The sequence below is a fragment of the Streptococcus milleri genome (assembly GCF_900636525.1).
Taxonomy (GTDB): Bacteria; Bacillota; Bacilli; order Lactobacillales; family Streptococcaceae; genus Streptococcus; species Streptococcus hominis.
The window spans coordinates 1815450-1842113 of the sequence record NZ_LR134288.1 but is presented as its reverse complement, the minus strand read 5'-3'; the positions used below and the strand labels follow the sequence as shown (position 1 = coordinate 1842113).

Here is a 26664-nt window from a genome sequence, read left to right as displayed (position 1 = left end):
ATACGAGCTGTGCTCAATCAATAAAGAAAAGAGGAATTTGTGGATGTCTAACTGGGACACTAAATTTTTGAAAAAAGGTTTTACTTTTGATGATGTATTACTCATTCCTGCAGAGAGTCATGTTTTGCCAAATGATGCGAATTTACAAACAAAATTGGCTGAAAATTTGACACTCAATATTCCAATTATCACCGCAGCAATGGATACTGTTACAGAAAGTAAAATGGCCATTGCTATTGCTCGTGCTGGAGGTCTTGGTGTTATTCACAAAAATATGTCTATTGAGCAACAAGCGGATGAAATTCGGAAAGTTAAACGATCAGAAAATGGAGTTATCATTGATCCATTCTTCTTGACTCCAACTCATACGGTATCAGATGCAGAAGAATTGATGGAACGTTATCGTATCAGTGGTGTTCCTGTTGTTGAAACGCTTGAAAATCGCAAATTAGTTGGGATTATTACAAATCGTGATATGCGATTTATTACGGATTATAATCAACCTATCTCAGCGCATATGACGAGTAAAAATCTTGTGACAGCTCCTGTTGGAACAGATCTTGAAACGGCAGAGCGGATACTTCATGAGCATCGCATTGAAAAATTACCATTGGTTGATGACTACGGTCGTTTATCTGGTCTGATTACAATTAAAGATATTGAAAAAGTAATTGAATTTCCAAATGCAGCTAAAGATGAATATGGTCGTCTTTTGGTTGCTGGTGCAGTAGGAGTTACTTCTGATACATTTGAGCGTGCAGAAGCTTTATTTGAAGCAGGTGCAGATGCTATTGTCATTGATACAGCACATGGACATTCAGCGGGAGTACTTCGGAAGATTGCTGAGATTCGTGAACATTTTCCAGAACGAACGTTGATTGCAGGGAATATTGCTACAGCAGAAGGTGCCCGTGCATTATATGATGCCGGAGTTGATGTTGTAAAAGTCGGGATTGGTCCAGGTTCAATTTGTACCACTCGTGTTATTGCTGGAGTTGGTGTACCTCAAGTGACGGCAATTTATGATGCTGCACAAGTTGCGCGTGAATACGGGAAAACAATTATTGCAGATGGTGGGATTCAGTATTCAGGAGATATCGTGAAAGCACTTGCTGCAGGAGGAAATGCAGTGATGCTTGGTTCAATGTTTGCTGGTACAGATGAGGCACCAGGTGAAACAGAAATTTTCCAAGGCCGTAAGTTTAAAACATATCGTGGGATGGGGTCCATTGCTGCTATGAAGAAAGGGTCCAGCGATCGTTATTTCCAGGGTTCTGTCAATGAGGCGAACAAGCTAGTTCCAGAAGGAATTGAAGGTCGTGTAGCTTATAAAGGTGCAGCAGCAGATATCGTTTTCCAAATGATTGGAGGAGTTCGTTCTGGTATGGGATATTGTGGAGCAGCCAATCTCCAAGAACTACATGACAAAGCTCAATTTATTGAAATGAGTGGAGCTGGTTTGAAAGAAAGCCACCCTCATGATGTTCAAATTACGAATGAAGCTCCAAACTATTCTGTACAATAAGATCTATTATAAAAGCTCTGCAGTAGATAATGCAGAGCTTTTATAATTAACATACTTTACAAACGTGTAAAGCGTGTTAATATCTAGTTTATACCTTGTCTTCAGTTAAATGTCCTTCATGAATTGAGAAAATTTTAATATTAGAAGGCATGTTTTGTAGATGTTCTAGAGTTGTTGTTGTCATAAATGTTTGGATATTTTGAGAAATAGTTTCAAGTAAATTAAGTTGACGACTATTGTCAAGTTCACTCATAACATCGTCAAGTAGAAGAATTGGTTTTTCTTTAGTAACAGTTTCCATGAGCTCAATTTCTGCCAGTTTGAGAGATAAAACCACGCTTCGATGTTGTCCTTGACTACCAAAATTGGCATTCATGTCATTGATATAAAAAGCAATATCATCTCGATGGGGACCAACTCCAGTATTTTTTTTAAATAAATCTCTACTACGGCTTTGCTTTAATGCAATTTGGAAAGATTCTTTTAACTTATTGGAATCTGAAAGTGGAACAGAAGAGCAGTACTTAATGGTTAAGTTTTCTAAATGACCTGAGAGTTCCAAATGTTTTTGTTGACCAAAGTGCTCTAGTTTCTTGAGAAATTCTATCCGATGCTGCATAACACGACAACCAAACTCCACTAGTTGATCATCTAAAACTGCTAAAAAAGTCTCATCTATTGTTTTTGCTGTTTTTAAATAAGTATTTCTTTGTTTTAAAACATGGTGGTAATGTGATAAATCAGATAAATAGATTGGTTTAATTTGCCCCAATTCTATATCAATAAATTTTCGTCTAAGAGCTGGAGCTCCTTTAATCAACTGTAAATCTTCTGGAGCAAATAAAACAACATTCATATTTCCAACATAATCAGATAGTTTGCTTTGTTTTAGATGATTAACTTTTGTAATTCTTCCTTTAGGTGTCAAGTCAATTTCCAAAGAAATATTTCCAGTTTGCTTGACAAGTTGTCCAGATATTTTCAGGGTATCTTTGGAGAAATAAATTAAATCTTTGTCTGAACGAGTTCGATGACTTCGTGTCAATGCAAGAAAATAGATAGCTTCCAAGATATTTGTTTTTCCTTGAGCGTTTTGGCCTAGAAAAATATTGAGACCAGAATGAAAATCTATTTCAGTTACTTCATAATTACGAAAATGTTGAATTTGTAAGTTTTTTAACCACATATTAAATACCTGGGAAGCGGATAGGAGCCTTTTTATCCGATTTATTGGTTCTCAGACTTGTTGTCGATTTACTTTTTTTGATACTTTTGTTCATTTCTTTTACAAGGGTGGCAACTCGTCTTTTTTCTAAAAGCTCTTTTTCATGCTCCCCCCTTTCCTCTTCATTTGGTGCAGTCAGCAGTATTTCTAATTTTTGATTTGGAAGAGTAATAGTATCGCCAATGCGAATTTTCTTTCCGCGGCGAGTTTCGAGCTCTCCATTAAAATAAACTTGATTTTCTTGAAGAAAACTTTTAATAGCACCACCACTTTGAATGATTCCGACTTCTTTTAATAAAGCTTGTAGGGTGATGTAGTCATCAAATAATTTATATTTCATAATTCACCTCGATCTTTGTCATTATATCATAATTAGATGAAAAGATGATATTAGAATTATCACAATCACACCATTAAGAAAACGTTTTAAGTTGAAAGAATAAAGCTTGAAGGAGAAATTAGGAGTCGTTTCGTGATATAATAGAAGTCAATATTAAAAGAACATGAGGGACACTATGGAGCTGGTTTCTGGAGTAGATCTCCATTTTATAACATCCAAAAAATTTAAAACGAATCGAATAAAAATGAGGTTTTCAGCTCCGATGTCTACGGATACGATAGCGGGGCGCGTGCTGGTTGCAAGTATGCTTGAAACAGCTAATGAAATCTATCCAACTTCGCAGATTTTTCGTGAACGATTAGCAACTCTTTATGGTGCCAACTTTTCAACGGGATTATCACGCAGAGGACTAATACATTACGTGGATTTAAATATCTCTTTTGTTAGCGATGCATTTTTAAGTCGAAAAAATACACTAACAGGAGAGATACTTGATTTTTTAAAGGATAGCTTGTTAAAACCTTTAGCGAATGAAGGAGCTTTTAATCAGGCTGTTTTTGAAATTGAAAAAAAGAATGTACTCAATGATTTAAAAGCTGAAATTGAAGATCATTTTTATCACGCGCATCAAGAGCTGAATAAATTATTTTATACAGAAAAGGAAATGAAAACTCCTCGTTTAGCTACGCCAGACTTAGTTGACAAGGAAACACCAGAAAGTAGTTTTGCTATTTTTCAAAAAATGCTTCAAAATGATAAAATTGACATCTTTTTTATGGGTGATTTTAATGAGATTGAAGTCTGTGAACATATTAAAACCTTTGGTTTACAGCCGCGTCAACTTAGTTTGCAACTGCATTATCATCAAGAATTTTCGAATGTTTTAAAAGAATCATTGGAGCGAAAAGATGCTCATCAATCTATTGTTGAATTAGGATATCATTTTTCTGCTCAATATGGTGATAAGACTCATATCCCTCTTATTGTATTGAGCGGACTTTTAGGTGGCTTTGCTCATTCAAAATTATTTGTTAATGTTCGGGAAAAAGAGGGTCTAGCTTATACAATTTCAAGTAGTATTGATATTTTTTCGGGTATGATGCGTATTTATGCTGGAATTGATAGGAAAAATCGAACAAAAACAGTGAGTTTAATTTATCGACAAATTGCAGATTTAAAAAAAGGACATTTTACTGATGAGGCGTTAAATCAGACCAAAAAAATGCTACGAAATACGATGCTCCTTTCTTTAGATAGGCAAAATACGTTGATAGAACAAGCTTATATGGCATCTGTTTTGCAGAAAACATTTATGCCAATTGCTGTTTGGCTAAATGCTTTAGAAGCAGTCAGCCGAGAAGATATCATTGTTGCTGCAACACAACTCAGGCTACAAGCGATTTATTTTATGGAAGGAAAATAATGCAAATTTTAAAAATGGAGAGGAAGGATTATCCAGCAGTTGGAGAAGCAGTCTATCAGACTACTTTACGAAATGGTCTAAAAGTATTTCTTTTACCCAAACGAGATTTCAATGAAACTTATGGGATTATGACAGCAAATTTTGGCTCAATTGATACTTCTTTTATTCCGCGTGGTTCTAATCAAGCTGTTCAATACCCTGCAGGAGTTGCACATTTTTTGGAACATAAATTATTTGAGGATGAAAATGGTCAAGATCTTTTACAACAATTTGTTGAATTAGGTGCTGAGAGCAATGCCTTTACAAGTTTTACTAAGACCAGTTATCTTTTTTCGGCGACGGACAATGTTTTAGAAAATGTGAGATTGTTGCAAAGTTTACTAGAAAATGCTTATTTCACAGAAGAATCTGTTCAACGTGAACAGGGAATTATCCAGCAAGAAATTGATATGTACAAAGACAATCCAGATTATTGCCTGTTTTTTCACACTTTAGCAAATCTTTATCCAGACACTCCATTGGCAGAAGATATTGCAGGAAGCGTTGAATCAATTGCAGAAATAACTGTTGAGGATTTGGATGAAAACTTTGAAACCTTTTACCATCCATCTAATATGAGTTTACTGCTGATTGGTAATTTTGACTTAGAAAAGACCATTGCTGTTATTCGGGAACAACACGAATCTTTGAAGGGGATTGATGAAGCAAGTTTGATTAGACGTTTTCCCCTTGCGTTAAATCCTGTTATTTCTACTGGGAGTGTTCGAATGGAAGTGGCAAGTTCTAAACTTGCAATCGGATTACGTGGGAGTCAATCACTAGTGGGAGCTGATTTATTTCGTTATAAGACTGCTTTAAAATTGCTATTTGCAATGATGTTTGGTTGGACATCTAAAAGATTTCAAACGCTTTATGAGGCTGGAAAAATAGACAACTCATTATCGTTAGAAGTTGAAGTAGAAAAAGATTTTCACTTTGTGATGTTAACAATGGATACTAGTGAGCCAGTTGCTCTGTCTCACCAATTTCGTTCTGCGATTCGTGATTTTGAAAAAGACCCTGATGTAACAGAAGAGCATCTTGATATTATAAAAAGTGAAATGTTTGGTGATTTTTTACATGGACTGAACTCATTAGAATATATTGCCACTCAATACGAAACCTTTTCAGAAGGGGATAATCTATTTGATTTACCAAAAATATTACAGACAATTAGTTTAGTTGATGTGATTGAAATAGGACATCATTTTATTGATTCTTGTGAAATGATTGATTTTACTATTTTTCCAAAATAATTTCATGTTTTGATGAAATTTGGTAAAATAGTGTTTAATAGAAAGAAGGCTAGTGTGTATGAGAAAGAAAACAATCGGTGAAGTCCTGAGGTTAGCTCGTATTAATCAAGGAATGAGCTTGGAAGATTTACAACAGAAAACAGATATTCAGTTAGAGCTACTGGAAGCTATGGAAGCTGATGATTTTGATCGTCTTCCCAGTCCCTTCTATGCCCGTTCTTTTCTAAGAAAATATGCTTGGGCTGTTGATTTAGATGAGCGAATTATTCTTGATGCTTATGAAGAGGGAAACATGATTACTTATGATGAAGTGGATGTTGATGAGGAAGAGAATTTTAGAAGTCGAAGAACAAAAAAACAACGAACTTCTTTTTTACCATTATTTTATCTGACGATTCTTGCATTAGCTATTTTATCTTTTGTTAGTTATTATGTTTGGACATACGTTCACCATAACTCATTAACAACCACTCCTTCATCAAGTTATAGTGTTGTAAACAAACAGACAACTACTTCTTCTAGTTCGACTAGTGAGGCAACTTCTAGTGAATCTTCTGGCAGTTCAAATACAAATTTGACTGTATCAGGAAATGGTAACAACTTGACAGCAACCTTAACAGGTGCAACAAGCTCTGTCAATTTAAAACTATCAGTTACTGATGCAACTAGTTGGGTAAGTGTTACAGGTACAGACTTAGAAGGTGGGGCAATATTAAGTCCTGAGAATCAAAGTGTGTCAACCACTATTTCACCAGGCACTACATCAACAATTACTCTTGGTGTGGTTCAAGGTGTGACCATTACAATTGATAATCAACAGATTGATACGTCAGGCTTGACAAGTTTGACAGGTACAATTACACTTATAATAAACAATTAAGGAAAAGAAAATGAAAAAAGAAAATATTCCCAATGCTTTAACTCTTTTGCGGATTGCTTTAATTCCAATTTTTATTTTAGTACTATCCTTGGGTCACTCTGTTGGAATGCATGTCTTTGCAGCGATTATTTTTGCAGTAGCCAGCATTACAGATTATTTGGATGGATATTTGGCTCGTAAATGGAAGGTTGTAACAAATTTTGGGAAATTTGCTGATCCGATGGCAGATAAGTTATTGGTCATGTCAGCTTTTATTATGTTGATTGAAATGAATATAGCACCTGCTTGGGTTGTTGCAGTTATCATCTGTCGTGAGTTAGCTGTGACAGGTTTGCGGTTATTATTGGTTGAAACTGGAGGGACAGTCTTAGCTGCTGCTATGCCAGGGAAAATAAAAACATTTACGCAGATGTTTTCCATTATTTTTCTGTTATTGCACTGGACACTGCTAGGACAAGTTTTGCTATATATTGCATTGATTTTTACGATTTATTCGGGTTATGACTACTTCAAAGGAAGTGCCTATCTTTTTAAAGATACATTTAGATAATATGAAAAATATCATTGAAGTTCAGCATTTAAAGTATAAATACGATCATCATGTAGATGATTATATTCTCAAGGATGTGACGTTTCACGTGAAACAAGGAGAGTGGCTGTCTATTGTGGGGCATAATGGCAGTGGCAAGTCTACGACGATTCGTTTAATAGATGGCTTGTTGGAGGCAGAAAGTGGCGAGATTATCATTGATGGAGATAAATTAACTCTTGAAAATGTATGGGAAAAGCGCCAGCATATTGGGATGGTTTTTCAAAATCCGGATAATCAATTTGTGGGGGCGACTGTTGAGGATGATGTTGCCTTTGGTTTGGAAAATCAAGGAATGGATTACCAAATAATGTTTGACAGAGTTCAAGAAGCATTAGACATTGTTGGAATGCAAGATTTTAAAGAGCGTGAACCTGCAAGACTTTCAGGTGGGCAAAAGCAGCGCGTGGCTATTGCTGGTGTGGTTGCTTTGCGTCCTGACATCATTATTTTAGATGAAGCAACTAGTATGTTGGATCCGGAAGGGCGTTTAGAGTTGATCCAGACAGTTAAAAAGATTAAAGATCGACATGGAATGACTGTTATTTCTATCACGCATGATTTGGAGGAGGTGGCTCTTAGTGACCGAGTTTTGGTGATGAAGGAAGGTCAGGTGGAATCAACCAGCACACCAAGTGAGCTTTTTTCACGAGTGGATTTAGAAGATTTAGGTTTAGATGAACCTTTTACAAATCAAGTAAAGGAAACTTTGCTGAATTCAGGCTTTCAATTGCCAGAGCGCTATTTAACAGAAAAAGAATTGCAGGATTATTTATGGGAATCACTTTAGAAAATGTAAGTTATACTTATCAAGCAGGCACTCCCTTTGAGGGTCCTGCCCTTTTTGAAGTCAATTTAGAAATAAAAGATGGCTCATATACTGCTTTGGTTGGTCATACAGGTAGTGGAAAATCAACTATTTTACAATTGCTGAATGGGCTTTTAGTCCCAACTGAAGGAAGTGTTGTGATTGATGATGTCAAAATTACTTCCACATCTGTAAACAAAGATATTAAACAAGTACGTAGAAAAGTAGGCCTAGTTTTTCAGTTTGCTGAAAGTCAGATTTTTGATGAGACCGTTTTAAAAGATGTTGCTTTTGGTCCACAAAATTTTGGAATATCAAAGGAAGACGCTGAACGTGTAGCACGTGAAAAATTAACTCTTGTCGGAATTTCAGAAGAATTATTTGAACGAAGCCCGTTTGAACTGTCTGGGGGACAAATGCGTCGAGTAGCCATAGCTGGTATCCTAGCCATGGAGCCAGATATTCTTGTATTGGATGAGCCAACAGCAGGCTTAGATCCTGCTGGACGAAAAGAATTGATGAGTTTATTTAAACGATTACATGAAGCAGGAATGACCATTGTTTTGGTAACGCATTTGATGGATGATGTTGCTAATTTTGCAGATACGGTTTATGTGATGGAAAAAGGAAGATTAGTCAAAAGCGGAGAGCCTCGGCAAGTTTTTCAAGATGTAGCATTTATGGAAAGTATTCAACTAGGAGTCCCTAAAATTACAAAATTTGTACAAGAATTAAAAAATAGAGGGTTAACTCTTCCGTATTTACCTATCACCATAGAAGAATTTAAGGAGTTACTACATGGATAGTATGATTTTGGGGCGATATGTTTCTGGAAATTCAATCATTCATCGATTAGATCCTCGCAGCAAACTTTTGTCAATGTTTCTCTTTATTTTAATTATCTTTTTGGCAAATAATATTGTAACAAATGGACTATTATTCGTCTTTACAATATTATTAGTTGGACTTTCCAAGATTCCTTTAGGCTTTTTCCTTAAAGGATTAAGATCTATGGTCTTTTTGATTGCTTTTACTACTTTGTTTCAACTACTTTTTACATCTGGTGGCACGACTTTATTTCAATTTGGCTTTATTAGAATTACTGAAGTAGGTCTGGCTCAGGCGGGTATCATTTTTAGTCGTTTTCTTTTAATTATTATATTCTCTACCTTATTGACTTTAACAACAATGCCACTTAGTTTGGCAGACGCAGTTGAATCATTATTGCAGCCTTTAGTAGCATTAAAGGTACCCGTTCATGAAATAGGGTTGATGTTATCAATGAGTTTACGTTTCGTTCCTACTTTGATGGATGATACGACACGGATTATGAATGCTCAAAGGGCGCGTGGGGTTGATTTTGGTGAAGGAAATATTGTTCAAAAAGTAAAATCAATTATTCCGATTTTAATTCCGTTATTTGCTTCTAGCTTTAAACGTGCGGATGCTTTGGCAACTGCTATGGAAGCGAGAGGTTATCAAGGTGGTGTAGGAAGAAGTCGTTATCGTCAATTGAGGTGGAAAAAAGCAGATACCCTTTCTATTTTTATCATGTTTGCTTTAGGTTTGATGTTATTTTTCTTAAAAAGTTAAAAAACTTATATTATTGTTAGCTAAAAAACGCCTTGAAGGGCGTTTTTTGCGTATAAAATCAATATTTCTGTAATCTTTGTAATATAATTATAAGATTAAAGTAATATTTTATGTGTAATATAGTATTATACGAAAAAAGGAGAAATTGATATATACATGAATACAAAATCAATGAAATGGACTTTATCAGGACTTTTTACGGCAGTTGCTTTTTTTGCAACGGGAGCTATTGCAAGTGCTGAATCTTATACTGTTAAATCAGGTGACACTTTATCAGAAATCGCTAAAGAAAAAAACACATCAGTTGAAAAAATTGTTGAGCTCAATAAAATTGAAAATCCTGACTTGATTAAAGTTGGGCAAATTTTAGAACTTGATGAAGAGAAAAATTCAGAAGTTTCAACAGAAACTACAACAGAAGAAGCTGTAACTTATGAAGATGTGACATATAACGCACCTGCTGCTTCCACTACCTATTCGCAACCGGCTGCAAACACTTCTTCAAATGTTGTTCTTCCTAATGGAAATACTGCTGGTGCTACGGGATCTTATGCAGCTGCTCGTATGGCAGAATTGACAGGTGTCCCAGCATCAACTTGGGAACATATCATTGCTCGTGAGTCAAACGGACAAGTAAATGCTTATAACCCATCAGGAGCTAGTGGTCTTTTCCAAACTATGCCAGGTTGGGGGTCAACAGCAACAGTAGATGATCAGATTCAATCTGCTTACCGTGCTTATAATGCTCAAGGTCTTTCAGCTTGGAACTATTAAGCAAAATTTTATGATAAATGAGTAAACAAAAAGACGAATCATTGAGTAAAAAATGATTCGTCTTTTTCTATGAGTGATTGGCTTAGTAAACATAGTTGTTTGTTTTAGAATCTTTGATTGTATATTGTAAAGATGGTTTACAATTCATGTAAAGTATTATTTACCAAAGCTGTTAAAATTTTCTGAGGCGAATCTGAGATAAAATCTGCCCCATTGTCAGTTAATTCTTTCTTGTTTCCAAATCCCCACAGAACTCCTAAAGTAGCAATTCCGACTGATTTTCCACCAATCATATCAAATTTTGTATCCCCAACAATAATAGATTGCTTAAGATTAGCATGAGAATTATTTAAAGCACGAGTTATAACATCTGCTTTATGATAAGAATTTGGAAGAGAGCCGAAGATACCATTAAAATGTTTATCAATTTCTAGGTATTGTGCCATTTTATGGGCCATTGGTTCATTTTTACTAGTGGTAATATAGACATGGTAATCCGAATGTTCTAATTCTAACAACAGTTCTTTTATACCCTTGTAAAGTTGAGCTTCAAAAACACCGTTATTTTTATAGTATTCTCTAAAGAAAGCAATAGCTTGATTGACGTTGGTCTCTGGCACTACAGAAGCGAAACTAACTTCTAAAGGTGGTCCAATGAAAGTATCCAGCTCTTTGCTATCAGGGGCTTTGATATTTAGTGAAGTAAATGCGTGCTGGAAAGCATTCTTGATTCCTACAGAACTGTCAACAAGTGTTCCATCTAAATCGAAAAAAATATATTTAAAATTTTGCATAGTCTAAATTCATGTTTACAGAGTTGTAAACTTTTTCCTTTTTTGGAGAAAGTTACTCTCCAAAAATTTCTTTGGACAATCTACGACCAGTAGGTGTAGCTGCCAATCCACCTTCAGCAGTCTCACGGAAGGCAGTTGGCATACTTGCTCCAACTTGATACATAGCGTCAACTACTTCGTCAACGGGAATTTTTGATTCAATACCTGCTAAAGCCATATCAGCGGCAATGAAAGCGTAGCTAGCTCCCATAGCATTTCGTTTGACACAGGGAACTTCTACTAATCCTGCAACGGGGTCACAGATTAATCCAAGCATATTCTTAATCACAAAACAAATCGCCTGGCTGGCTTGAAATGGGGTACCACCTGCTGCCAAAACAAGTGCTGCTGAACTCATGGCTGAGGCTGATCCAACTTCTGCTTGACAACCCCCTTCAGCTCCTGAAATAGAAGCATTATTAGCGATGACTAGACCGAAAGCTCCAGCTGTTAATAAAAAGTCTAGTTGTTGTTTTTCAGTAAGGCTTAATTTTTCGATAGCAGATGTAAGGACAGCGGGTAAACAACCAGCACTTCCTGCTGTCGGTGTTGCACAGACCAACCCCATTTTAGCATTGTATTCATTGACAGCAATAGCATTTTTAGCTGCCGTCAAGACAGTATAGTCCGAAAGAGTTTTTCCTGATTGAATATATTTGTGGAGTTTGGCTGCATCGCCACCTGTTAAACCACTCCGAGATTTACTTTCATCTAATCCCATAACGACAGAAGCTTTCATAACTTCTAGATTTCTAGTCATCAAGCGTAAGACTTCATCTCGTTCACGACCTGTCAGTTCGTATTCAGTAGCAATCATAAGTTCGGCAACACTACCCTGAAAGTCTAAATCTGCTTGCTCCACTAATTCTTTGATTGAATAAAACATAAACTCTCCTATTTAAAGAAATTGACATTATGAAGTTTAGGAATTTTCTTGATTTCCTCAATAGCTCTTTCACAGCTGCGACTGTCAACTTCAATGATCATAATTGCTTTTTCACCTGCTTTTTCTCTTGTGACATTCATCTGTGCGATATTGATGTTATAACGAGAAAGTGCTTCAGTAACATGAGCAATCATTCCAGGTACGTCCTGGTGAACGATAATGATTGTTGGAGTGTTCATGCTGAGTGAAACAGAAAAACCATTTAATTCAGTTACCTGAATATTTCCACCACCAATAGAAATACCAGTAACACTAATCGTTTTGTGGTCGTTTTTTACGGTGATTTTAGCTGTATTTGGGTGTGGAGCATTGCTATCTTTTTGAATAGTCCAGACAATTTTAATCCCTCTTTTATGAGCAATTTCTAGGCTATTTGGAATATCAGAGTCATCTGTATCCATTCCGAGAATCCCAGCTACAAGAGCCAGGTCTGTACCATGTCCCCGATAAGTTTTCGCAAAAGAATTAAATAGTTGGAATTCAACTTCTGTTGGTTCGTCATCAAAGATAGACGAGACAATTTTTCCGATACGAACAGCTCCTGCAGTATGACTACTAGATGGACCAATCATAACAGGTCCAATAATATCAAAAACAGATTGAAATTTTAGTGAGTTCATTGTAATTCCTTATAAGTTCATTAGCTTCATTATATCAAAATTCAGTATTTTTTGTTTGATAAAATAGATGTGATATAAATTCTAGACCATCTTTAAGGTCACTTTTCTTATAGTAACCTTAAAGCAAAGAAATATAGGGTGAATTTTAGTCTCTCTTCAATTTGCCTGTAATATTTTTAATGAAAGGTAAAAACAATAGTAATAATTAAGGTATATGATAGTTCTATCACAGAAAAGGAGAATTTAAATGATTTTGAATTTAAAGAATACAAATAAAAAAATGAAAGTAGGTTTAATGAGCTTAGCAGCAACAGCGCTGTTCTTTCTTCCTACACTTGCAAACGCGGATAGTTATACAGTGAAATCTGGAGATACACTTTCAGCTATTGCTGCATCACATCATACAACAGTTGATAAAATTGCTCAGAAGAATAAAATTAGCAATATTCATCTGATTAGTGTTGGGCAGGTATTGGAGTTAGATGACACCACTACAAGCACTGCAACTGCGGAGTCAAGTAATTCGGCAACTACCACATCTGGTCTGAGTGCTGAAGATGCAGCTGCAAAAGAATGGATTGCGCAAAAAGAATCAAGTGGCAGTTACACAGCCCAAAATGGACAATATTATGGTCGTTACCAATTGAGTTTATCTTACTTAAATGGTGATTTGTCAGCAGAAAATCAAGAAAAAGTAGCTGATGCTTATGTAGCAAGTCGTTATGGTTCTTGGTCAGCTGCAAAGACTTTCTGGTTAGCAAATGGCTGGTATTGATGAATACAAAAAATGATTGAGGTTGGGACAAGATGTCTCAACCTTTTTGTGATGAAAGCAAGGTTTTAATATAGTAGTTTACGACTAAAAGCACCATTTTCAGACTGTAGATAGAGGCTGAAAGTTGCTCATTAGATTCGCCCTTTTGATAGAATCTCTATTGTTTCATTCACTGATTTAATAGTTTATCCACTGAATTTTTAGTTTACAGTAGTGTAAAGTTATTGATGTCTGGTTATTGAAATTTGTTCTTAAGGTTATTTCGTGTTATAATAAACCTTGCTCTAAGCGACCTTCAATCGTTGAAAGCAAAACACGACCTTCAATCGTGAAATAACGAAAAGATGGGAGAACACTATGAGTGATCATTCTAAAACACGTGTCGTTGTCGGAATGAGTGGCGGTGTGGATTCGTCAGTTACGGCTCTTTTGTTAAAGGAGCAGGGCTATGACGTGATCGGCATTTTCATGAAAAATTGGGACGACACTGACGAAAATGGGGTCTGTACGGCTACAGAGGACTATAAAGACGTAGCAGCTGTGGCAGACCAAATTGGCATTCCCTATTATTCTGTCAACTTTGAAAAAGAGTATTGGGATCGCGTTTTTGAATATTTCTTAGCTGAATATCGAGCTGGTAGAACCCCGAATCCAGATGTCATGTGCAACAAAGAAATTAAGTTCAAAGCTTTTTTGGACTATGCTATGACATTGGGAGCGGATTATGTGGCAACAGGTCACTATGCGCGTGCAAAGCGCGATGAAGACGGAATTGTTCATATGCTGCGAGGAGTGGATAATGGCAAAGATCAGACTTATTTCCTTAGTCAGTTATCACAAGAGCAGCTGCAAAAAACGATGTTCCCTTTGGGACATTTAGAAAAGTCTGAAGTTCGAGCTATTGCAGAGAAAGCAGGATTAGCTACTGCTAAGAAAAAAGATTCAACTGGCATCTGCTTTATTGGTGAGAAAAACTTTAAAGAATTCCTAGGAAACTATTTACCGGCTCAACCTGGTCGCATGATGACAGTTGATGGTCGAGATATGGGTGAACATGCTGGTTTAATGTATTATACAATTGGTCAGCGTGGTGGCCTTGGCATTGGTGGTCAGCATGGCGGGGATAATGAACCTTGGTTTGTAGTGGGTAAGGATCTCAGTCAAAATATTCTTTATGTTGGTCAAGGTTTTTACCATGACAACTTGATGTCAACGAGTCTTGACGCTAGTCAAGTACATTTTACAAGAGAAATGCCAGCTGAGTTTACTATGGAATGTACAGCTAAGTTTCGTTATCGTCAGCCAGATTCTAAGGTTACAGTAACTGTAAAGGGTGACAAGGCAATTGTCAACTTTGCAGAACCTCAACGTGCTATTACACCTGGACAAGCCGTTGTATTTTATGATGAAGAAGAGTGTCTTGGTGGTGGCTTGATTGACAATGCCTATAAAGATGGTAAACTTCAACAGTATATTTAGATTGACATTTTTTAGCAATCTGCTAAAATGGATATAGCAATAACTATGATGGTCAAAGCTCATGGATGTTGCAGGCTTTTTGTCCTGCACTTCTAGAGGTTTGACTTTTTTGGTGAAAAAATAAGGAAAGAAAAGATGACACACAATTTTACTGAAAGTTATGATATTGTCGTAATTGGCGCAGGGCATGCAGGTGTTGAGGCTTCGTTAGCAGCCAGTCGAATGGGCTGTAAAGTCCTACTTGCGACAATCAATATTGAAATGCTAGCTTTTATGCCTTGTAATCCTTCTATTGGAGGATCTGCTAAGGGGATCGTTGTACGTGAAGTGGATGCTCTAGGTGGAGAGATGGCTAAGAATATAGATAAAACTTATATTCAAATGAAGATGCTCAATACTGGGAAAGGTCCAGCGGTTCGTGCTCTTCGTGCCCAAGCAGATAAGGAACTTTATTCTAAAGAAATGCGCAAGACGGTTCAACATCAAGAAAATCTCACTTTGCGTCAAACTATTATAGATGAGATTCTAGTTGAGAATGGGAAAGTCGTTGGTGTGAAAACAGCCACGCACCAAGAGTTTGCTGCACAGGCAGTTGTCGTAACAACCGGTACAGCTCTGCGTGGAGAAATTATTATTGGAGATTTGAAGTATTCTTCTGGCCCTAATCATAGTTTAGCTGCAATTAACTTAGCAGACAATTTACGTGATTTAGGGTTTGAAATTGGGCGTTTTAAAACAGGGACTCCACCACGTGTGAAAGCCTCTTCCATCAATTATGAAGAAACGGATATTCAGCCTGGAGACGAAAAAGCGAACCACTTTTCCTATACTTCTCACGATGAGGATTACCTCAAAGATCAGATTCCTTGTTGGCTAACTTATACTAATGGAAGAAGTCATGAAATTATTCAAAACAACCTTTACCGTGCACCAATGTTTTCAGGAATGGTGAAAGGTGTAGGACCACGTTACTGCCCGTCAATTGAAGACAAAATTGTTCGTTTTGCAGATAAAGAGCGTCACCAACTTTTCTTGGAGCCAGAAGGGCGAGATACGGAAGAAGTTTATATTCAGGGGTTGTCAACGAGTTTGCCAGAAGATGTTCAAAAAGATTTAGTGCATTCTATTAAAGGGCTTGAAAATGCTGAATTGATGCGAACTGGCTATGCGATTGAATACGATATGATTATGCCACATCAGCTTCGCGCTACTCTAGAAACTAAGAAAATCTCAGGTTTGTTTACAGCTGGACAAACGAATGGGACGTCTGGTTATGAAGAAGCAGCGGGACAAGGCATTGTTGCAGGAATCAATGCAGCTCTGAAAGTTCAAGGAAAGCCAGAACTGATTTTGAAACGCAGTGATGGTTATATTGGGGTCATGATTGATGACTTGGTCACCAAGGGAACGGTGGAGCCGTATCGTCTTTTGACAAGCCGTGCTGAATATCGTCTCATTTTACGACACGACAATGCAGATATGCGATTGACTGAAATTGGACGTAAAGTAGGATTGGTTGATGATGAGCGCTGGCTGCGTTTTGAAATTAAGAAACATCAATATGAAACTGAAATGAAGCGTTTGAATTCTATTAAATTAAAGCCAATTAAAGAAACGAATGAAATGGTTGAAAAATTAGGCTTTAAACCATTGACAGATGCAGTTACAGCGAAAGAATTTTTGCGTCGGCCAGAAGTTTCATATCAAGATGTTGTCAAGTTTGTCGGTTCAGCAGCTGAAGTTTTAGATGAAAAGATTATTGAATTGATTGAAACTGAAGTTAAATATGAAGGCTATATTTCCAAGGCGTTGGATCAGGTTGGGAAGATGAAACGAATGGAAGAAAAACGGATACCAGCAAACATTGACTGGGATGATATTGATTCCATTGCGACAGAAGCTCGTCAGAAATTTAAGAAAATAAACCCAGAAACAATTGGTCAAGCTAGTCGGATTTCAGGTGTCAATCCAGCGGATATTTCGATTTTGATGGTTTATTTGGAAGGTAAATCACGAAGTATCTCAAAAAATCAAGAAAAAGCAAAAAAATAAATGATGAAGATGCTTGTTCACATTTCTGAGCAAGTGTTTTTTCGTCAATAATACTTGACAAAGCTGTAAACTACCAGAGAAATAAAGCTAATTTAATGGGAAAATCAGGTATTCTGTTCTGTAAAGTAATCAAAGGGATGCAGGAAGATTTAATTTTTTCTAATGTTTGACAGTATTATTTGGCTTGACAGTATTATTTGGCTTGTTTTAATAAGGGAAAACTCGCTTTTTTAGAGCTTTTGTGGTAAAATGGCGGTTAAGAGGTTTGTGATGAAAAAATTTCGTTTTACTCCAATTCAGTTTGTAATCATGGGCATTATTTCCTTTGGAATTTTAGCTATTTTATTACGAGTTTTTGGTAGCAGCATTCTGATGTTATCTGCACTTTTTTTGGTGCTTGCCCTTTTGATTTTTCTATTGATTTACCAACAAAAAAGTTATGAAATTGATGAAGTGGAACAAATCCAGTATGTGAATGATCAAGCAGAAAATAGTTTGGCATCATTGCTTGAAAGAATGCCGGTTGGTGTTGTAAAAGTTGATCAAACATCTGGAAATGTAGAATGGTTTAATCCTTACGCAGAGTTGATTCTTACCAATGAAGACGGTGAATTTGATGTGGATTTGCTGCAAAAAATTACCAAAACACCATCTGAGGGTGCTGGGTCGTATGCAACAATTGGGGATACAAAATATTCGGTCTACTTAGATCATGCTTCAAGTGTGTTTTACTTTTTTGATGCATCTAATGAGTATGAAGCAACTTCAGAATTAGTAACGACAAGACCAGTTATTGGTATTATTTCAGTCGATAATTATGATGATTTAGAGGACGTCGTCTCAGATTCAGATATTAGCCACATTAATAGCTTTATTGCAAATTTTGTCTCTGAATTTGCAGGAAAATATGCTATGTTTTCTCGTCGTGTTGGAATGGATCGTTTCTATATTTTTACGGATTACACGGTGCTAGATCGGTTAATGCAAAATAAGTTTGCAGTTATTGATCAGTTTAGAGAAGAAGCTAAAAAGCGGGAAATTCCTCTCACATTGAGTATGGGCTTTTCTTATGGTGATAGTAATCATGAGCAAATTGGTAAAGTGGCTCTCTTAAACTTGAATCTTGCTGAAGTTCGTGGTGGTGATCAGGCTGTTGTCAAAGAAAATGCTGAGTCAAAGAATCCTGTTTACTTTGGTGGTGGCTCAGCTGCATCGGTGAAACGGACACGTACTCGCACGCGCGCTATGATGACTGCTATTTCGGATAAGATTAAAAGTGTGGACCAAGTTTTTGTAGTTGGGCACAAAAATTTGGATATGGATGCGCTTGGTTCTGCTGTGGGAATGCAAGTATTTGCTAGTAATATTATTGATCAGACTTATGCTGTTTATGATCCTCATCAAATGGCTGCGGATATTGAGCGAGCAGTTCGCAGACTGCAGGATGAAGGGGAGACCAATCTTCTTTCGGTCGCTGATGCGATGACAATGGTGACCAATCGTTCTCTGTTGATTATGGTGGATCATTCAAAAACAGCTCTGACTTTATCAAAAGAATTTTATGATTTGTTTAACCAAATTATTGTCATTGATCACCACAGAAGAGATCAAGATTTTCCGGAAAATGCTGTTATCACTTATATCGAAAGTGGAGCAAGCAGTGCCTGTGAATTGGTAACAGAGTTGATTCAATTCCAAAATTCTAAGACAAGACGCTTGAGTAAAATGCAGGCTAGTGTGTTGATGGCTGGGATTATGCTGGATACGAAGAAGTTTTCTTCTCGTGTAACGAGTCGGACGTTTGATGTAGCGAGCTATTTGCGCACGCGCGGAAGTGATAGCGTAGCCATTCAAGATATTTCTGCCACAGACTTTGATGAGTACCGTGAAGTGAATGAGCTAATTTTAAATGGTAAGAAAATCTTGCCAAATGTACTCGTCGCTACCGGAGCAGAAGAAAAATGCTATGATACAGTTGTTATCAGTAAAGCAGCAGATGCTATGTTAGCTATGTCAGGGATTGAAGCTAGTTTTGTTGTCAGCAAAAACAAACAAAATAGTATATCGATATCTGCTCGTAGTCGTAGTAAAATCAATGTCCAACGTATCATGGAAGAACTGGGCGGCGGCGGTCATTTTAATTTGGCGGCAGCGCAAATTCCTGACCAGACAATTGCTCAGGTGGTTCATAGCCTGAATGAAATTATTGTTCGTGAAGTACTAAAAGATAAGGAGTTAGAAGAATGAAAGTAATCTTTTTAGCAGATGTAAAAGGTAAAGGAAAAAAAGGTGAAATTAAAGAAGTGCCTACTGGCTATGCACAGAATTTTCTGATTAAGAAAAATCTTGCAAAAGAGGCGACTGCAGCAGCTATCGGCGAGCTTCGCGGAAAACAAAAATCAGAAGAAAAAGCACACGCTGAAATGCTAGCTGAAGCGCAAGCCATTAAGGAAAAGTTGGAAGCAGAAAGTACAATTGTCGAATTTACTGAAAAAGTGGGACCAGATGGACGGACTTTTGGTTCTATTACCAGTAAAAAAATTGCTGAAGAGCTGCAGAAGCAATTTGGAATTAAGATTGATAAACGATTGATTCAAGTCAAGAGCCCTATTCGTTCTGTTGGTTTGATTGATGTGCCAGTGAAAGTTTATCAAGATGTGACGAGTGTGATTAACTTACGTGTAAAAGAAGGTTAATTGAAGAATATTTTTTGAGAGAGGAGGTCTTATGGCAGATATTGATGAATTGCGAGCACAACCGCAGGATATTTTAGCAGAGCAATCTGTTTTAGGTGCGATTTTTATTGATGAAAGTAAGCTGGTATTTGTTCGTGAATATATCGAGCCAACTGACTTCTTTAAATATGCTAATCGGTTAATTTTTAAAGCGATGATTGACTTGGTAGATCGAGGCGATGCCATTGATGCGACAACTGTTCGTAATATTTTAGACAGTCAGGGTGATTTGCAAAATATCGGTGGCTTGTCTTACTTGGTTGAAGTGGTCAATTCAGTTCCGACTTCTGCCAATGCTGAATATTATGCTAAGATTGTCGCAGAAAAAGCTGTTCTGCGTCGGTTGATTTCGCGGCTGACAGACTCTATCAATCTAGCTTATGATGGCTCTAGTCCTGCAGATGAAATCATTGCTGGGGCTGAAAAAGCGCTGATCGATGTTAGTGAAAATGCTAGTCGAAGCGGCTTTAAAAATATTAAAGAGATTTTGAATCTTAACTTTGGCAGCTTGGAAACGCGGTCTCAGCAAACTTCTGATATTACAGGGATTGCGACAGGTTATCAAGATTTAGATCACATGACTACGGGTTTGCATGAAGAAGAGTTAATCATCGTGGCAGCTCGTCCAGCGGTTGGTAAAACAGCTTTTGCTCTCAATATTGCTCAAAATATTGGAACAAAGCTAGATAAAACAGTCGCTATCTTTTCTTTAGAAATGGGGGCAGAAAGCCTAGTAGACCGAATGCTGGCAGCAGAGGGGTTAATTGAATCACATTCAATCCGTACAGGGCAACTGACGGATGAAGAATGGAGCAAGTATGCGATTGCACAAGGAAATCTAGCAGAAGCTAGTATTTACATTGACGATACGCCAGGAATTCGGATTACAGAAATTCGTTCGCGTGCTCGAAAATTAGCGCAAGAAACAGGAAATCTTGGATTGATCTTGATTGACTACTTGCAGTTGATTACAGGGACTGGTCGAGAAAATCGTCAGCAGGAAGTTTCTGAAATCTCTCGTCAATTAAAGATTTTGGCAAAAGAGTTGAAAGTGCCAGTCATTGCGCTGAGCCAATTGTCACGGAGTGTGGAACAGCGTCAGGACAAACGACCTGTTTTGTCAGATATTCGTGAGTCTGGTTCAATTGAGCAGGATGCAGATATTGTTGCATTTTTATATCGAGATGACTACTATGAACGCGGCGGTGAAGAACCTGAAGGGCTTCCAAACAACAAGGTTGAAGTGATTATCGAAAAGAACCGTAGCGGTGCGCGTGGTACGGTGGAATTGATTTTCCAAAAAGAATACAATAAGTTTTCAAGTATTTCCAAGAGAGAGGAATAAATAATGAGTGATGCATTTACAGATGTTGCAAAAATGAGAAAAATCAAAGAAGAAATCAAAGCCCATGAGGGCAAAATGGTAGAAATGACTCTTGAAAATGGTCGTAAACGTCAAAAAAATAAGCAAGGGCGCTTGATTGAAGTTTATCCTTCTTTGTTTATCGTTGAATATACAAGTAATGGAGGTCAACCAGGTGAGATTGAAAACACTTATGTCGAATCTTATACTTATTCAGATATTTTAACAGAGAAAAATCTCATTCATTATTTGGATTGAGAATAAATTTGTTTTAATGGCGAAAAACTGCTTTGATGTGATGTGGCTGGAGTGAAAAATGATTAAAAATCTAGTTTTTGATTTTGGCAATGTTTTAATTGAATGGAATCCCGCTAAGATTTTAGCTACTTTTGTAGAAGATGAAGAAGACCGAAAGTGCGTCAAAGCTGCTATTTTTGATTCGGGGTTCTGGGCTCAGACAGATACTGGACAATTAACTTTGGAAGTAGCCATTCAGGCAGCTCAAACATTGCTAGATAGTTCTTACTCTGCTACTGTTGAAGCCATTTTTACTCATTGGTATGAGACAGTGGATGTTTATCATCAGCTACAAGAGAAAATTTTTGAATGGGCTCAGCTGGGATATGGCATTTATATTTTGTCTACTACAAGTGAGATATTTTATGCAGTTGAAAATGCAGGTTTATTACCGATGACGAAAGTTTTGACTGGTAAAATCCTTTCTTACGAAGTAGGGTGTGCAAAGCCAGATAAAAGTATCTATCAAAAGTTACTAGCTCAATACGCATTACAAGCTAATCAATGTGTGTTTATAGATGATCTACAGGTTAATTTAGATGTCGCTAAAAGTCTAGGATTTGAAACTATTTTAGCAACATCTGAACAGCAAAATATAATTGCGATAGAAGAATTGTTGAAAAAGAAAGGTTATTTTCATAGAAAGAAATAATCTGGTAAAATCCGTCTTTACAGATAGGATTTTTTTTGATATAATGGCTTTTGTGTGAAATAGCAGCAGGAGAGCATGAAGCTCGTCAACAGAACATTAGCTATAAAAGTAGCCTTGGCTGTTTAGGCGAAAATGTTCTGCACGAATCAGGGCTTTCTAAGTGACTATTTCCTCAAATTATTATTTTTACAGGAGGACATGTTTATGTCACGTTATACAGGACCATCTTGGAAACAAGCTCGTCGTTTGGGTCTTTCACTTACAGGTACAGGTAAAGAATTAGCACGTCGTAACTACGTACCAGGTCAACATGGACCAAACAACCGTAGTAAATTGTCAGAATACGGTTTGCAATTGGCTGAAAAACAAAAACTTCGCTTCACTTATGGTGTAGGTGAAAAACAATTCCGTAACTTGTTCGTACAAGCTACTAAAATTAAAGGCGGAATCCTTGGTTTTAACTTCATGCTTCTTTTGGAACGCCGTTTGGATAACGTTGTTTATCGTCTTGGACTTGCAACAACTCGTCGTCAAGCTCGTCAATTCGTAAACCATGGTCATATCCTTGTTGACGGAAAACGTGTAGATATTCCTAGCTACCGCGTATCTGTTGGACAAGTGATTTCAGTTCGTGAAAAGTCACTTAAAGTACCTGCAATCCTCGAAGCTGTTGAAGCAACTCTTGGACGTCCAGCGTTCGTATCGTTTGATGCTGAAAAATTAGAAGGTTCATTGACTCGCCTTCCAGAACGCGATGAAATCAACCCAGAAATCAACGAAGCACTTGTCGTTGAATACTACAACAAACAACTTTAATCAATGGATTATCAGAAGTTGGGATTTCCCCAGCTTCTTTTTTGTTATAAAGATTACGAAAAAAGTCCTAGAGAGCTTGTGGGTGCTACTAGGGCAGGTATAAGAAATATTCTAATCCAACATTTTTAAAAGAAAATCTGCCATTTGCTCAGGGCTTTCTTTTTTCCCTCTAGCAATCCACATTTGACAAACTCCAAAAAAGGCGTTTGTCAGGTAAACATGGCTGTATTCTTTCTCCACTTGACTTAGTAGTTTACTACTAAAGCGCTCTTGTAGGTCTTCAGCTAGCATAATTTGGAATTTATGGCGTAAAAAAGTTTGGATTTCTTTGGTTCCGTTTTCTGTCAATAGGGCAGAAAGGAGAGATTCACGTGTGAGAAAATCAAAAACTTCTATAATGGCACTGCGCTTATCTTGGGCATACTTATCAAAAATGTATTCTAACTTATGAAAAAGTTTTTGCTGATAATGCTCAATCATGTCATATTTATCTTTGTAGTGTGTATAAAAACTGCTGCGACTGATACCAGCCGTTTTTGTCAACTTGACAGTGCTAATCTGATCGAATGATTCGTGTTCCAGTAGCTCTACCATAGCGTTTTCAATAATCATTTTTGTTTTTTGACGTTTGTTACTTTCTACCATTTTACCTTCCTCTTTTGAACAATTTTATACAACGTGTCTAAAAATGAATTTTTTCTCTTGTGAAAAATTTCAGAAACTGTATAATCTATTATATCAAATATTTAGACAATGTGTATAAAAATATTTCAAAAATTAAAATTTTTATACAGAGTGTCTAAGATAGAGGAGAAAAAATGTTCAAAGAATGGAAAGCAATTTTCAAAAAACCAATTTTTGTGATTGTCATGATTGGTGTTTCCTTGATTCCTGCTCTTTATAATGTGATCTTTTTGAGCTCCATGTGGAATCCTTATGGTAAAGTTTCAGAATTGCCAGTAGCGGTTGTGAATAAAGACCAACATGCAACATTTAACAACAACACCTTATCTGTTGGCGATGATATGGTGAAAAGTCTTAAAAAGAATGATGCTTTGGACTTTCATTTTGTATCTGAAGGAAAGGCTAAGAAGGGATTGGAGAAAGGTGATTATTATATGATAATCACGCTTCCAAGTGATTTGTCTCAAAAGGCTGCTAGTATTCTGGATAATAAGCCGCAAAAGATGCAGATTGATTATCAAACATCTAGCGGACACAGCTTTATTGCCAGCAAGATGAGTGACTCAGCTATGATGCGGCTTCAACAAACTGTCGCTAACAATGTAACAAATACATACACGACATCTCTCTTCAAGAGTATGAATAGCTTGAGGAAAGGCATGACAACAGCTGCTTCTGGTAGTGGTCAACTCGCTTCTGGCGGTCAACAATTAAAAGACGGTAGTCAAACCTTGACAGATAATTTGAATACTTTATCTAGCTCTAGCATGACGTTTGCAGACGGCGCTAATACATTGACGACAGGTTTGGGGACCTATACGCTTGGTGTGCGTCAGCTTTCAGACGGAATTGGTACGCTATCGACACGCCTTTCAGCTTATACGTCAGGTGTCGGTCAATTGGCTTCTGGGTCAGATACGCTTTCAAAAGGTCTGACAGACTATACAAATGCTGTTGGTCAATTAGCTTCTGGGTCAGATATATTATCAAAAGGTCTGATAGACTATACAAGTGCTGTTGGTCAATTGGCTGACGGCTCAGGGCAATTATCAGATGGCTTAACTACCTATACCAATGGTGTGGCCAATCTTGCAGGTGGCGCAAATCAATTAAACAGTCAATCGCAAAACTTATTGGCTGGTGTTAATCAATTGAGTGCTTCTAATGAAGAAATTCAAAAATTATCAAGCGGTGCGCATCAATTAGCTACGGGTCTGAACACGTTAATGACGACTGTTCAACAATCTGGCATGACTGCTGAACAAGTTCAAAAGCTACAGGATTTGCAAGCAGGTTTAACTGCTGTGCAAACTGCTCTTTCAACTGGATCAGACTTGTCAGCTGCCAAAGCAAGCATGACAACTGCTTTAAGCGATATGGAAACGGCTGTGAACACGCTTGCCAATAGTGCGACGACAGACAAGACTACGATTGCAACTAACGTGGCTGCTACAGCTGCTTATCAAAAGTTAAGTGCTAGTGAGCAGGCAGAAATCAATGCTGCGATTTCGCAAACTCCAAGTCAAACTGCTACGACTGCGGCAAGTCTATTGACAAATATTCAAGCGCTCAAGACGCAAGTGACGAACTTGCCAGAGCAATCTTCTAATCAACAAAGCGCAGCTGTCATCGGACAAGCAAAAGGTGCGCTTTCAGAGCTTCAAACGAGCGCACAACAATCCCAAGCAGAAATCCTTGCATCTTTGCAACAATCAAATGTGGGTGCTAATCAAGTAGCAGCAGGTATTGACCAATTGCAAACGAGCTTAGCAACAGGTGCTGGTCAATTGGCAAAAGGTGTAACCGACTACACCAATGGGGTTGCGCAGATAACAGCAGGAGCTAATACCTTATCTAGTAAGAATAGTCAATTAACATCCGGCATGGCGAAAATCAGTTCAGGTTCTAAGACCTTGGCTGGTAAGAATGAGCAGTTGACGTCTGGCATGGCGAAAATCAGTTCAGGTTCTAAGACTTTGGCTGGTAAAAATAGTCAATTGACATCTGGTATGGCAAAAATCAATTCCGGAGCTAATCAATTGGCGGCTAATAATGGTCAAATCGACGCTGGCTTGGCAAAATTGGCAGACGGAGCTAGTCAATTAGTGAACAACTCTGCGGCTCTTGTGTCAGGGGCAGGCAAACTATCTGACGGTGCTGGTCAAATTGCGAATGGTTCTACGAAGCTGGCAGACGGCAGCTCAACTATCACGTCTAATCTGGGAGCACTTGTGTCGGGTGCGGACAGCTTAACAGCAGGTTTGACAGACGCCAAAGATCAATTATCCACGGTGACAACCAATAAAGCCAACGCCAAGGCGCTTGCAAATCCATTGACAACGAAGAAAACAGATAAAGACCACGTTGGTAAAAATGGTATCGGTATGGCTCCATATATGATTTCTGTGGCACTTTTTGTAGCAGCGATTTCAACCAATATCATTTTTAACACGTTGCCCTCTGGTAAGAAACCTGAGACACGTATGGAATGGCTGAAAGCACGTATTCAGGTCAATGGCGTTATTTCTCTCTTAGCAGGTTTGTTGGTGTATGGTGCGGTACATATGATTGGCTTAACCGCCAACCACGAATGGACAACGCTTGGTATCATTCTTTTGACCAGCATGTGCTTCATGGCTGTGGTGACGGCTTTGGTAACGTGGGACACTAAGCTTGGTGCTTTCACTTCTTTGATTTTGTTATTGTTGCAACTAGCCTCTAGTGCGGGTACTTACCCATTGCCATTGACGGATAAGATTTTCCAAGATGTCAATCCTTGGTTGCCGATGAGCTATTCTGTTTCGGCTTTGCGTCAAACGATTTCGATGACGGGGCAAGTTGGCGGACAAGTTGCCTTCATGACAGTTGTTCTGCTGCTCTTTGTCGGTCTTGGTTTCTTGGTCTACAATCCGAATAAAAAAGAATTAGTCTAATCTAAAAGCTCTTGTATCTTGAATACA

The 26664-nt window shown here is 37.6% G+C and carries 25 protein-coding genes; 19 read left to right on the top strand and 6 right to left on the bottom strand.

The genetic code is table 11. The annotated features are described in order from the left end of the window. Positions 1–43 precede the first annotated feature (43 nt). On the top strand, positions 44–1525 hold the full coding sequence (gene guaB / locus EL087_RS09140; RefSeq protein ID WP_003030719.1) for an IMP dehydrogenase: 1482 nt from the start codon (positions 44–46) through the stop codon (positions 1523–1525). An 88-nt stretch (positions 1526–1613) separates the two neighbouring features. On the opposite strand, the gene recF is transcribed toward guaB, so the two are convergent. Together recF and yaaA are read right to left on the bottom strand one after the other, a co-directional pair. Next, complete coding sequence (recF, locus tag EL087_RS09135) at positions 1614–2711, bottom strand: DNA replication/repair protein RecF (RefSeq protein ID WP_126408093.1); 1098 nt, start codon at positions 2709–2711, stop codon at positions 1614–1616. 1 nt (position 2712) lies between these two features. After that, positions 2713–3090 carry a S4 domain-containing protein YaaA gene (yaaA, locus tag EL087_RS09130; protein WP_126408092.1) on the bottom strand — a complete coding sequence of 126 codons (378 nt, stop codon included), beginning with the start codon at positions 3088–3090 and terminating at the stop codon, positions 2713–2715. Positions 3091–3265: 175 nt separating this feature from the next. Here yaaA and yfmF point away from each other — a divergent pair, with 175 nt between their 5' ends. From yfmF to EL087_RS09090, 8 genes are all read left to right on the top strand, one after another. Beyond that, positions 3266–4513, top strand: a complete 1248-nt coding sequence (yfmF, locus tag EL087_RS09125; RefSeq protein WP_126408090.1) for an EF-P 5-aminopentanol modification-associated protein YfmF — start codon at positions 3266–3268, stop codon at positions 4511–4513. Then, the gene (gene yfmH, locus EL087_RS09120) at positions 4513–5808 is read left to right on the top strand and encodes an EF-P 5-aminopentanol modification-associated protein YfmH (RefSeq protein ID WP_126408088.1); all 1296 of its coding nucleotides are present in this window, start codon (positions 4513–4515) and stop codon (positions 5806–5808) included. Before yfmF ends, yfmH begins: the two co-directional genes overlap by 1 nt. A 58-nt stretch (positions 5809–5866) precedes the next feature. Further along, the gene (rodZ, locus tag EL087_RS09115) at positions 5867–6688 is read left to right on the top strand and encodes a cytoskeleton protein RodZ (protein WP_126408086.1); all 822 of its coding nucleotides are present in this window, start codon (positions 5867–5869) and stop codon (positions 6686–6688) included. Between the two features lie 10 nt (positions 6689–6698). Then, on the top strand, positions 6699–7238 hold the full coding sequence (pgsA, locus tag EL087_RS09110; RefSeq protein WP_003027883.1) for a CDP-diacylglycerol--glycerol-3-phosphate 3-phosphatidyltransferase: 540 nt from the start codon (positions 6699–6701) through the stop codon (positions 7236–7238). A gap of 1 nt (position 7239) precedes the next feature. Continuing rightward, the gene (locus tag EL087_RS09105) at positions 7240–8067 is read left to right on the top strand and encodes an energy-coupling factor ABC transporter ATP-binding protein (RefSeq protein ID WP_003040763.1); all 828 of its coding nucleotides are present in this window, start codon (positions 7240–7242) and stop codon (positions 8065–8067) included. After that, positions 8052–8891, top strand: coding sequence for an energy-coupling factor transporter ATPase (locus EL087_RS09100; protein WP_003027880.1), 840 nt, complete (start codon positions 8052–8054; stop codon positions 8889–8891). The genes EL087_RS09105 and EL087_RS09100 overlap by 16 nt, the downstream gene beginning before the upstream one ends. Continuing rightward, positions 8884–9678, top strand: a complete 795-nt coding sequence (locus tag EL087_RS09095) for an energy-coupling factor transporter transmembrane component T family protein (RefSeq protein ID WP_126408084.1) — start codon at positions 8884–8886, stop codon at positions 9676–9678. The genes EL087_RS09100 and EL087_RS09095 overlap by 8 nt, the downstream gene beginning before the upstream one ends. Positions 9679–9834: 156 nt before the next feature. Continuing rightward, entirely contained in the window at positions 9835–10452 is a 618-nt protein-coding gene (locus EL087_RS09090; protein ID WP_003027878.1) for a LysM peptidoglycan-binding domain-containing protein, read from the top strand. 137 nt (positions 10453–10589) lie between these two features. Here EL087_RS09090 and EL087_RS09085 read toward each other — a convergent pair whose 3' ends face one another. Genes EL087_RS09085 through sdaAB form a run of 3 tightly spaced genes read right to left on the bottom strand, consistent with a single transcriptional unit; the run spans position 10590 to position 12851 of the window. Then, complete coding sequence (locus EL087_RS09085; RefSeq protein ID WP_003027877.1) at positions 10590–11246, bottom strand: HAD hydrolase-like protein; 657 nt, start codon at positions 11244–11246, stop codon at positions 10590–10592. 52 nt (positions 11247–11298) lie between these two features. Next, positions 11299–12171 (bottom strand): L-serine ammonia-lyase, iron-sulfur-dependent, subunit alpha, encoded by an 873-nt coding sequence (sdaAA, locus tag EL087_RS09080; protein ID WP_003040650.1) that lies wholly within the window; start codon positions 12169–12171, stop codon positions 11299–11301. Positions 12172–12179: 8 nt separating this feature from the next. Further along, on the bottom strand, positions 12180–12851 hold the full coding sequence (sdaAB, locus tag EL087_RS09075; RefSeq protein ID WP_003040771.1) for an L-serine ammonia-lyase, iron-sulfur-dependent subunit beta: 672 nt from the start codon (positions 12849–12851) through the stop codon (positions 12180–12182). Positions 12852–13098: 247 nt separating this feature from the next. Between sdaAB and EL087_RS09070 the strand changes: the two genes are divergently transcribed. The 9 genes from EL087_RS09070 (at position 13099) to rpsD (ending at position 23020) form a co-directional block, all read left to right on the top strand. Further along, positions 13099–13626, top strand: a complete 528-nt coding sequence (locus EL087_RS09070; protein ID WP_003027874.1) for a LysM peptidoglycan-binding domain-containing protein — start codon at positions 13099–13101, stop codon at positions 13624–13626. Positions 13627–13959: 333 nt separating this feature from the next. Then, positions 13960–15105, top strand: coding sequence for a tRNA 2-thiouridine(34) synthase MnmA (mnmA, locus tag EL087_RS09065; protein WP_260664242.1), 1146 nt, complete (start codon positions 13960–13962; stop codon positions 15103–15105). Positions 15106–15240: 135 nt separating this feature from the next. Next, positions 15241–17157 (top strand): tRNA uridine-5-carboxymethylaminomethyl(34) synthesis enzyme MnmG, encoded by a 1917-nt coding sequence (gene mnmG, locus EL087_RS09060; RefSeq protein WP_126408080.1) that lies wholly within the window; start codon positions 15241–15243, stop codon positions 17155–17157. Positions 17158–17427: 270 nt separating this feature from the next. Further along, the gene (locus EL087_RS09055) at positions 17428–19404 is read left to right on the top strand and encodes a DHH family phosphoesterase (protein ID WP_126408078.1); all 1977 of its coding nucleotides are present in this window, start codon (positions 17428–17430) and stop codon (positions 19402–19404) included. After that, a complete protein-coding gene (gene rplI / locus EL087_RS09050) occupies positions 19401–19853 on the top strand; it encodes a 50S ribosomal protein L9 (RefSeq protein WP_126408076.1) in 453 nt (150 codons plus the stop codon). Before EL087_RS09055 ends, rplI begins: the two co-directional genes overlap by 4 nt. A gap of 31 nt (positions 19854–19884) precedes the next feature. Beyond that, positions 19885–21237, top strand: coding sequence for a replicative DNA helicase (dnaB, locus tag EL087_RS09045; RefSeq protein WP_126408074.1), 1353 nt, complete (start codon positions 19885–19887; stop codon positions 21235–21237). 3 nt (positions 21238–21240) lie between these two features. After that, positions 21241–21513, top strand: a complete 273-nt coding sequence (locus tag EL087_RS09040) for a Veg family protein (RefSeq protein WP_003027868.1) — start codon at positions 21241–21243, stop codon at positions 21511–21513. Between the two features lie 58 nt (positions 21514–21571). Next, complete coding sequence (locus EL087_RS09035) at positions 21572–22204, top strand: HAD family hydrolase (RefSeq protein WP_126408072.1); 633 nt, start codon at positions 21572–21574, stop codon at positions 22202–22204. 204 nt (positions 22205–22408) lie between these two features. Next, positions 22409–23020 (top strand): 30S ribosomal protein S4, encoded by a 612-nt coding sequence (rpsD, locus tag EL087_RS09030; RefSeq protein ID WP_003026749.1) that lies wholly within the window; start codon positions 22409–22411, stop codon positions 23018–23020. A gap of 111 nt (positions 23021–23131) precedes the next feature. Here the strand turns inward: rpsD and EL087_RS09025 are convergent, their stop codons facing one another. Beyond that, positions 23132–23665, bottom strand: coding sequence for a TetR/AcrR family transcriptional regulator (locus EL087_RS09025; RefSeq protein ID WP_126408070.1), 534 nt, complete (start codon positions 23663–23665; stop codon positions 23132–23134). 173 nt (positions 23666–23838) lie between these two features. On the opposite strand from EL087_RS09025, the gene EL087_RS09020 reads away from it, so the two are divergent. Further along, the gene (locus EL087_RS09020; RefSeq protein WP_126408068.1) at positions 23839–26637 is read left to right on the top strand and encodes a YhgE/Pip domain-containing protein; all 2799 of its coding nucleotides are present in this window, start codon (positions 23839–23841) and stop codon (positions 26635–26637) included. The last annotated feature ends 27 nt before the right edge of the window (positions 26638–26664 follow it).

Excerpts from the sequence above, each read along its gene's own strand:
- guaB (WP_003030719.1), top strand. The coding sequence starts at position 44 with ATGTCTAACTGGGACACTAAATTTTTGAAAAAAGGTTTTACTTTTGAT.
- recF (WP_126408093.1), bottom strand. The coding sequence starts at position 2,711 with ATGTGGTTAAAAAACTTACAAATTCAACATTTTCGTAATTATGAAGTA.
- yaaA (WP_126408092.1), bottom strand. The coding sequence starts at position 3,090 with ATGAAATATAAATTATTTGATGACTACATCACCCTACAAGCTTTATTA.
- yfmF (WP_126408090.1), top strand. The coding sequence starts at position 3,266 with ATGGAGCTGGTTTCTGGAGTAGATCTCCATTTTATAACATCCAAAAAA.
- yfmH (WP_126408088.1), top strand. The coding sequence starts at position 4,513 with ATGCAAATTTTAAAAATGGAGAGGAAGGATTATCCAGCAGTTGGAGAA.
- rodZ (WP_126408086.1), top strand. The coding sequence starts at position 5,867 with ATGAGAAAGAAAACAATCGGTGAAGTCCTGAGGTTAGCTCGTATTAAT.
- pgsA (WP_003027883.1), top strand. The coding sequence starts at position 6,699 with ATGAAAAAAGAAAATATTCCCAATGCTTTAACTCTTTTGCGGATTGCT.
- EL087_RS09105 (WP_003040763.1), top strand. The coding sequence starts at position 7,240 with ATGAAAAATATCATTGAAGTTCAGCATTTAAAGTATAAATACGATCAT.
- EL087_RS09100 (WP_003027880.1), top strand. The coding sequence starts at position 8,052 with ATGGGAATCACTTTAGAAAATGTAAGTTATACTTATCAAGCAGGCACT.
- EL087_RS09095 (WP_126408084.1), top strand. The coding sequence starts at position 8,884 with ATGGATAGTATGATTTTGGGGCGATATGTTTCTGGAAATTCAATCATT.
- EL087_RS09090 (WP_003027878.1), top strand. The coding sequence starts at position 9,835 with ATGAATACAAAATCAATGAAATGGACTTTATCAGGACTTTTTACGGCA.
- EL087_RS09085 (WP_003027877.1), bottom strand. The coding sequence starts at position 11,246 with ATGCAAAATTTTAAATATATTTTTTTCGATTTAGATGGAACACTTGTT.
- sdaAA (WP_003040650.1), bottom strand. The coding sequence starts at position 12,171 with ATGTTTTATTCAATCAAAGAATTAGTGGAGCAAGCAGATTTAGACTTT.
- sdaAB (WP_003040771.1), bottom strand. The coding sequence starts at position 12,851 with ATGAACTCACTAAAATTTCAATCTGTTTTTGATATTATTGGACCTGTT.
- EL087_RS09070 (WP_003027874.1), top strand. The coding sequence starts at position 13,099 with ATGATTTTGAATTTAAAGAATACAAATAAAAAAATGAAAGTAGGTTTA.
- mnmG (WP_126408080.1), top strand. The coding sequence starts at position 15,241 with ATGACACACAATTTTACTGAAAGTTATGATATTGTCGTAATTGGCGCA.
- EL087_RS09055 (WP_126408078.1), top strand. The coding sequence starts at position 17,428 with ATGAAAAAATTTCGTTTTACTCCAATTCAGTTTGTAATCATGGGCATT.
- rplI (WP_126408076.1), top strand. The coding sequence starts at position 19,401 with ATGAAAGTAATCTTTTTAGCAGATGTAAAAGGTAAAGGAAAAAAAGGT.
- dnaB (WP_126408074.1), top strand. The coding sequence starts at position 19,885 with ATGGCAGATATTGATGAATTGCGAGCACAACCGCAGGATATTTTAGCA.
- EL087_RS09040 (WP_003027868.1), top strand. The coding sequence starts at position 21,241 with ATGAGTGATGCATTTACAGATGTTGCAAAAATGAGAAAAATCAAAGAA.
- EL087_RS09035 (WP_126408072.1), top strand. The coding sequence starts at position 21,572 with ATGATTAAAAATCTAGTTTTTGATTTTGGCAATGTTTTAATTGAATGG.
- rpsD (WP_003026749.1), top strand. The coding sequence starts at position 22,409 with ATGTCACGTTATACAGGACCATCTTGGAAACAAGCTCGTCGTTTGGGT.
- EL087_RS09025 (WP_126408070.1), bottom strand. The coding sequence starts at position 23,665 with ATGGTAGAAAGTAACAAACGTCAAAAAACAAAAATGATTATTGAAAAC.
- EL087_RS09020 (WP_126408068.1), top strand. The coding sequence starts at position 23,839 with ATGTTCAAAGAATGGAAAGCAATTTTCAAAAAACCAATTTTTGTGATT.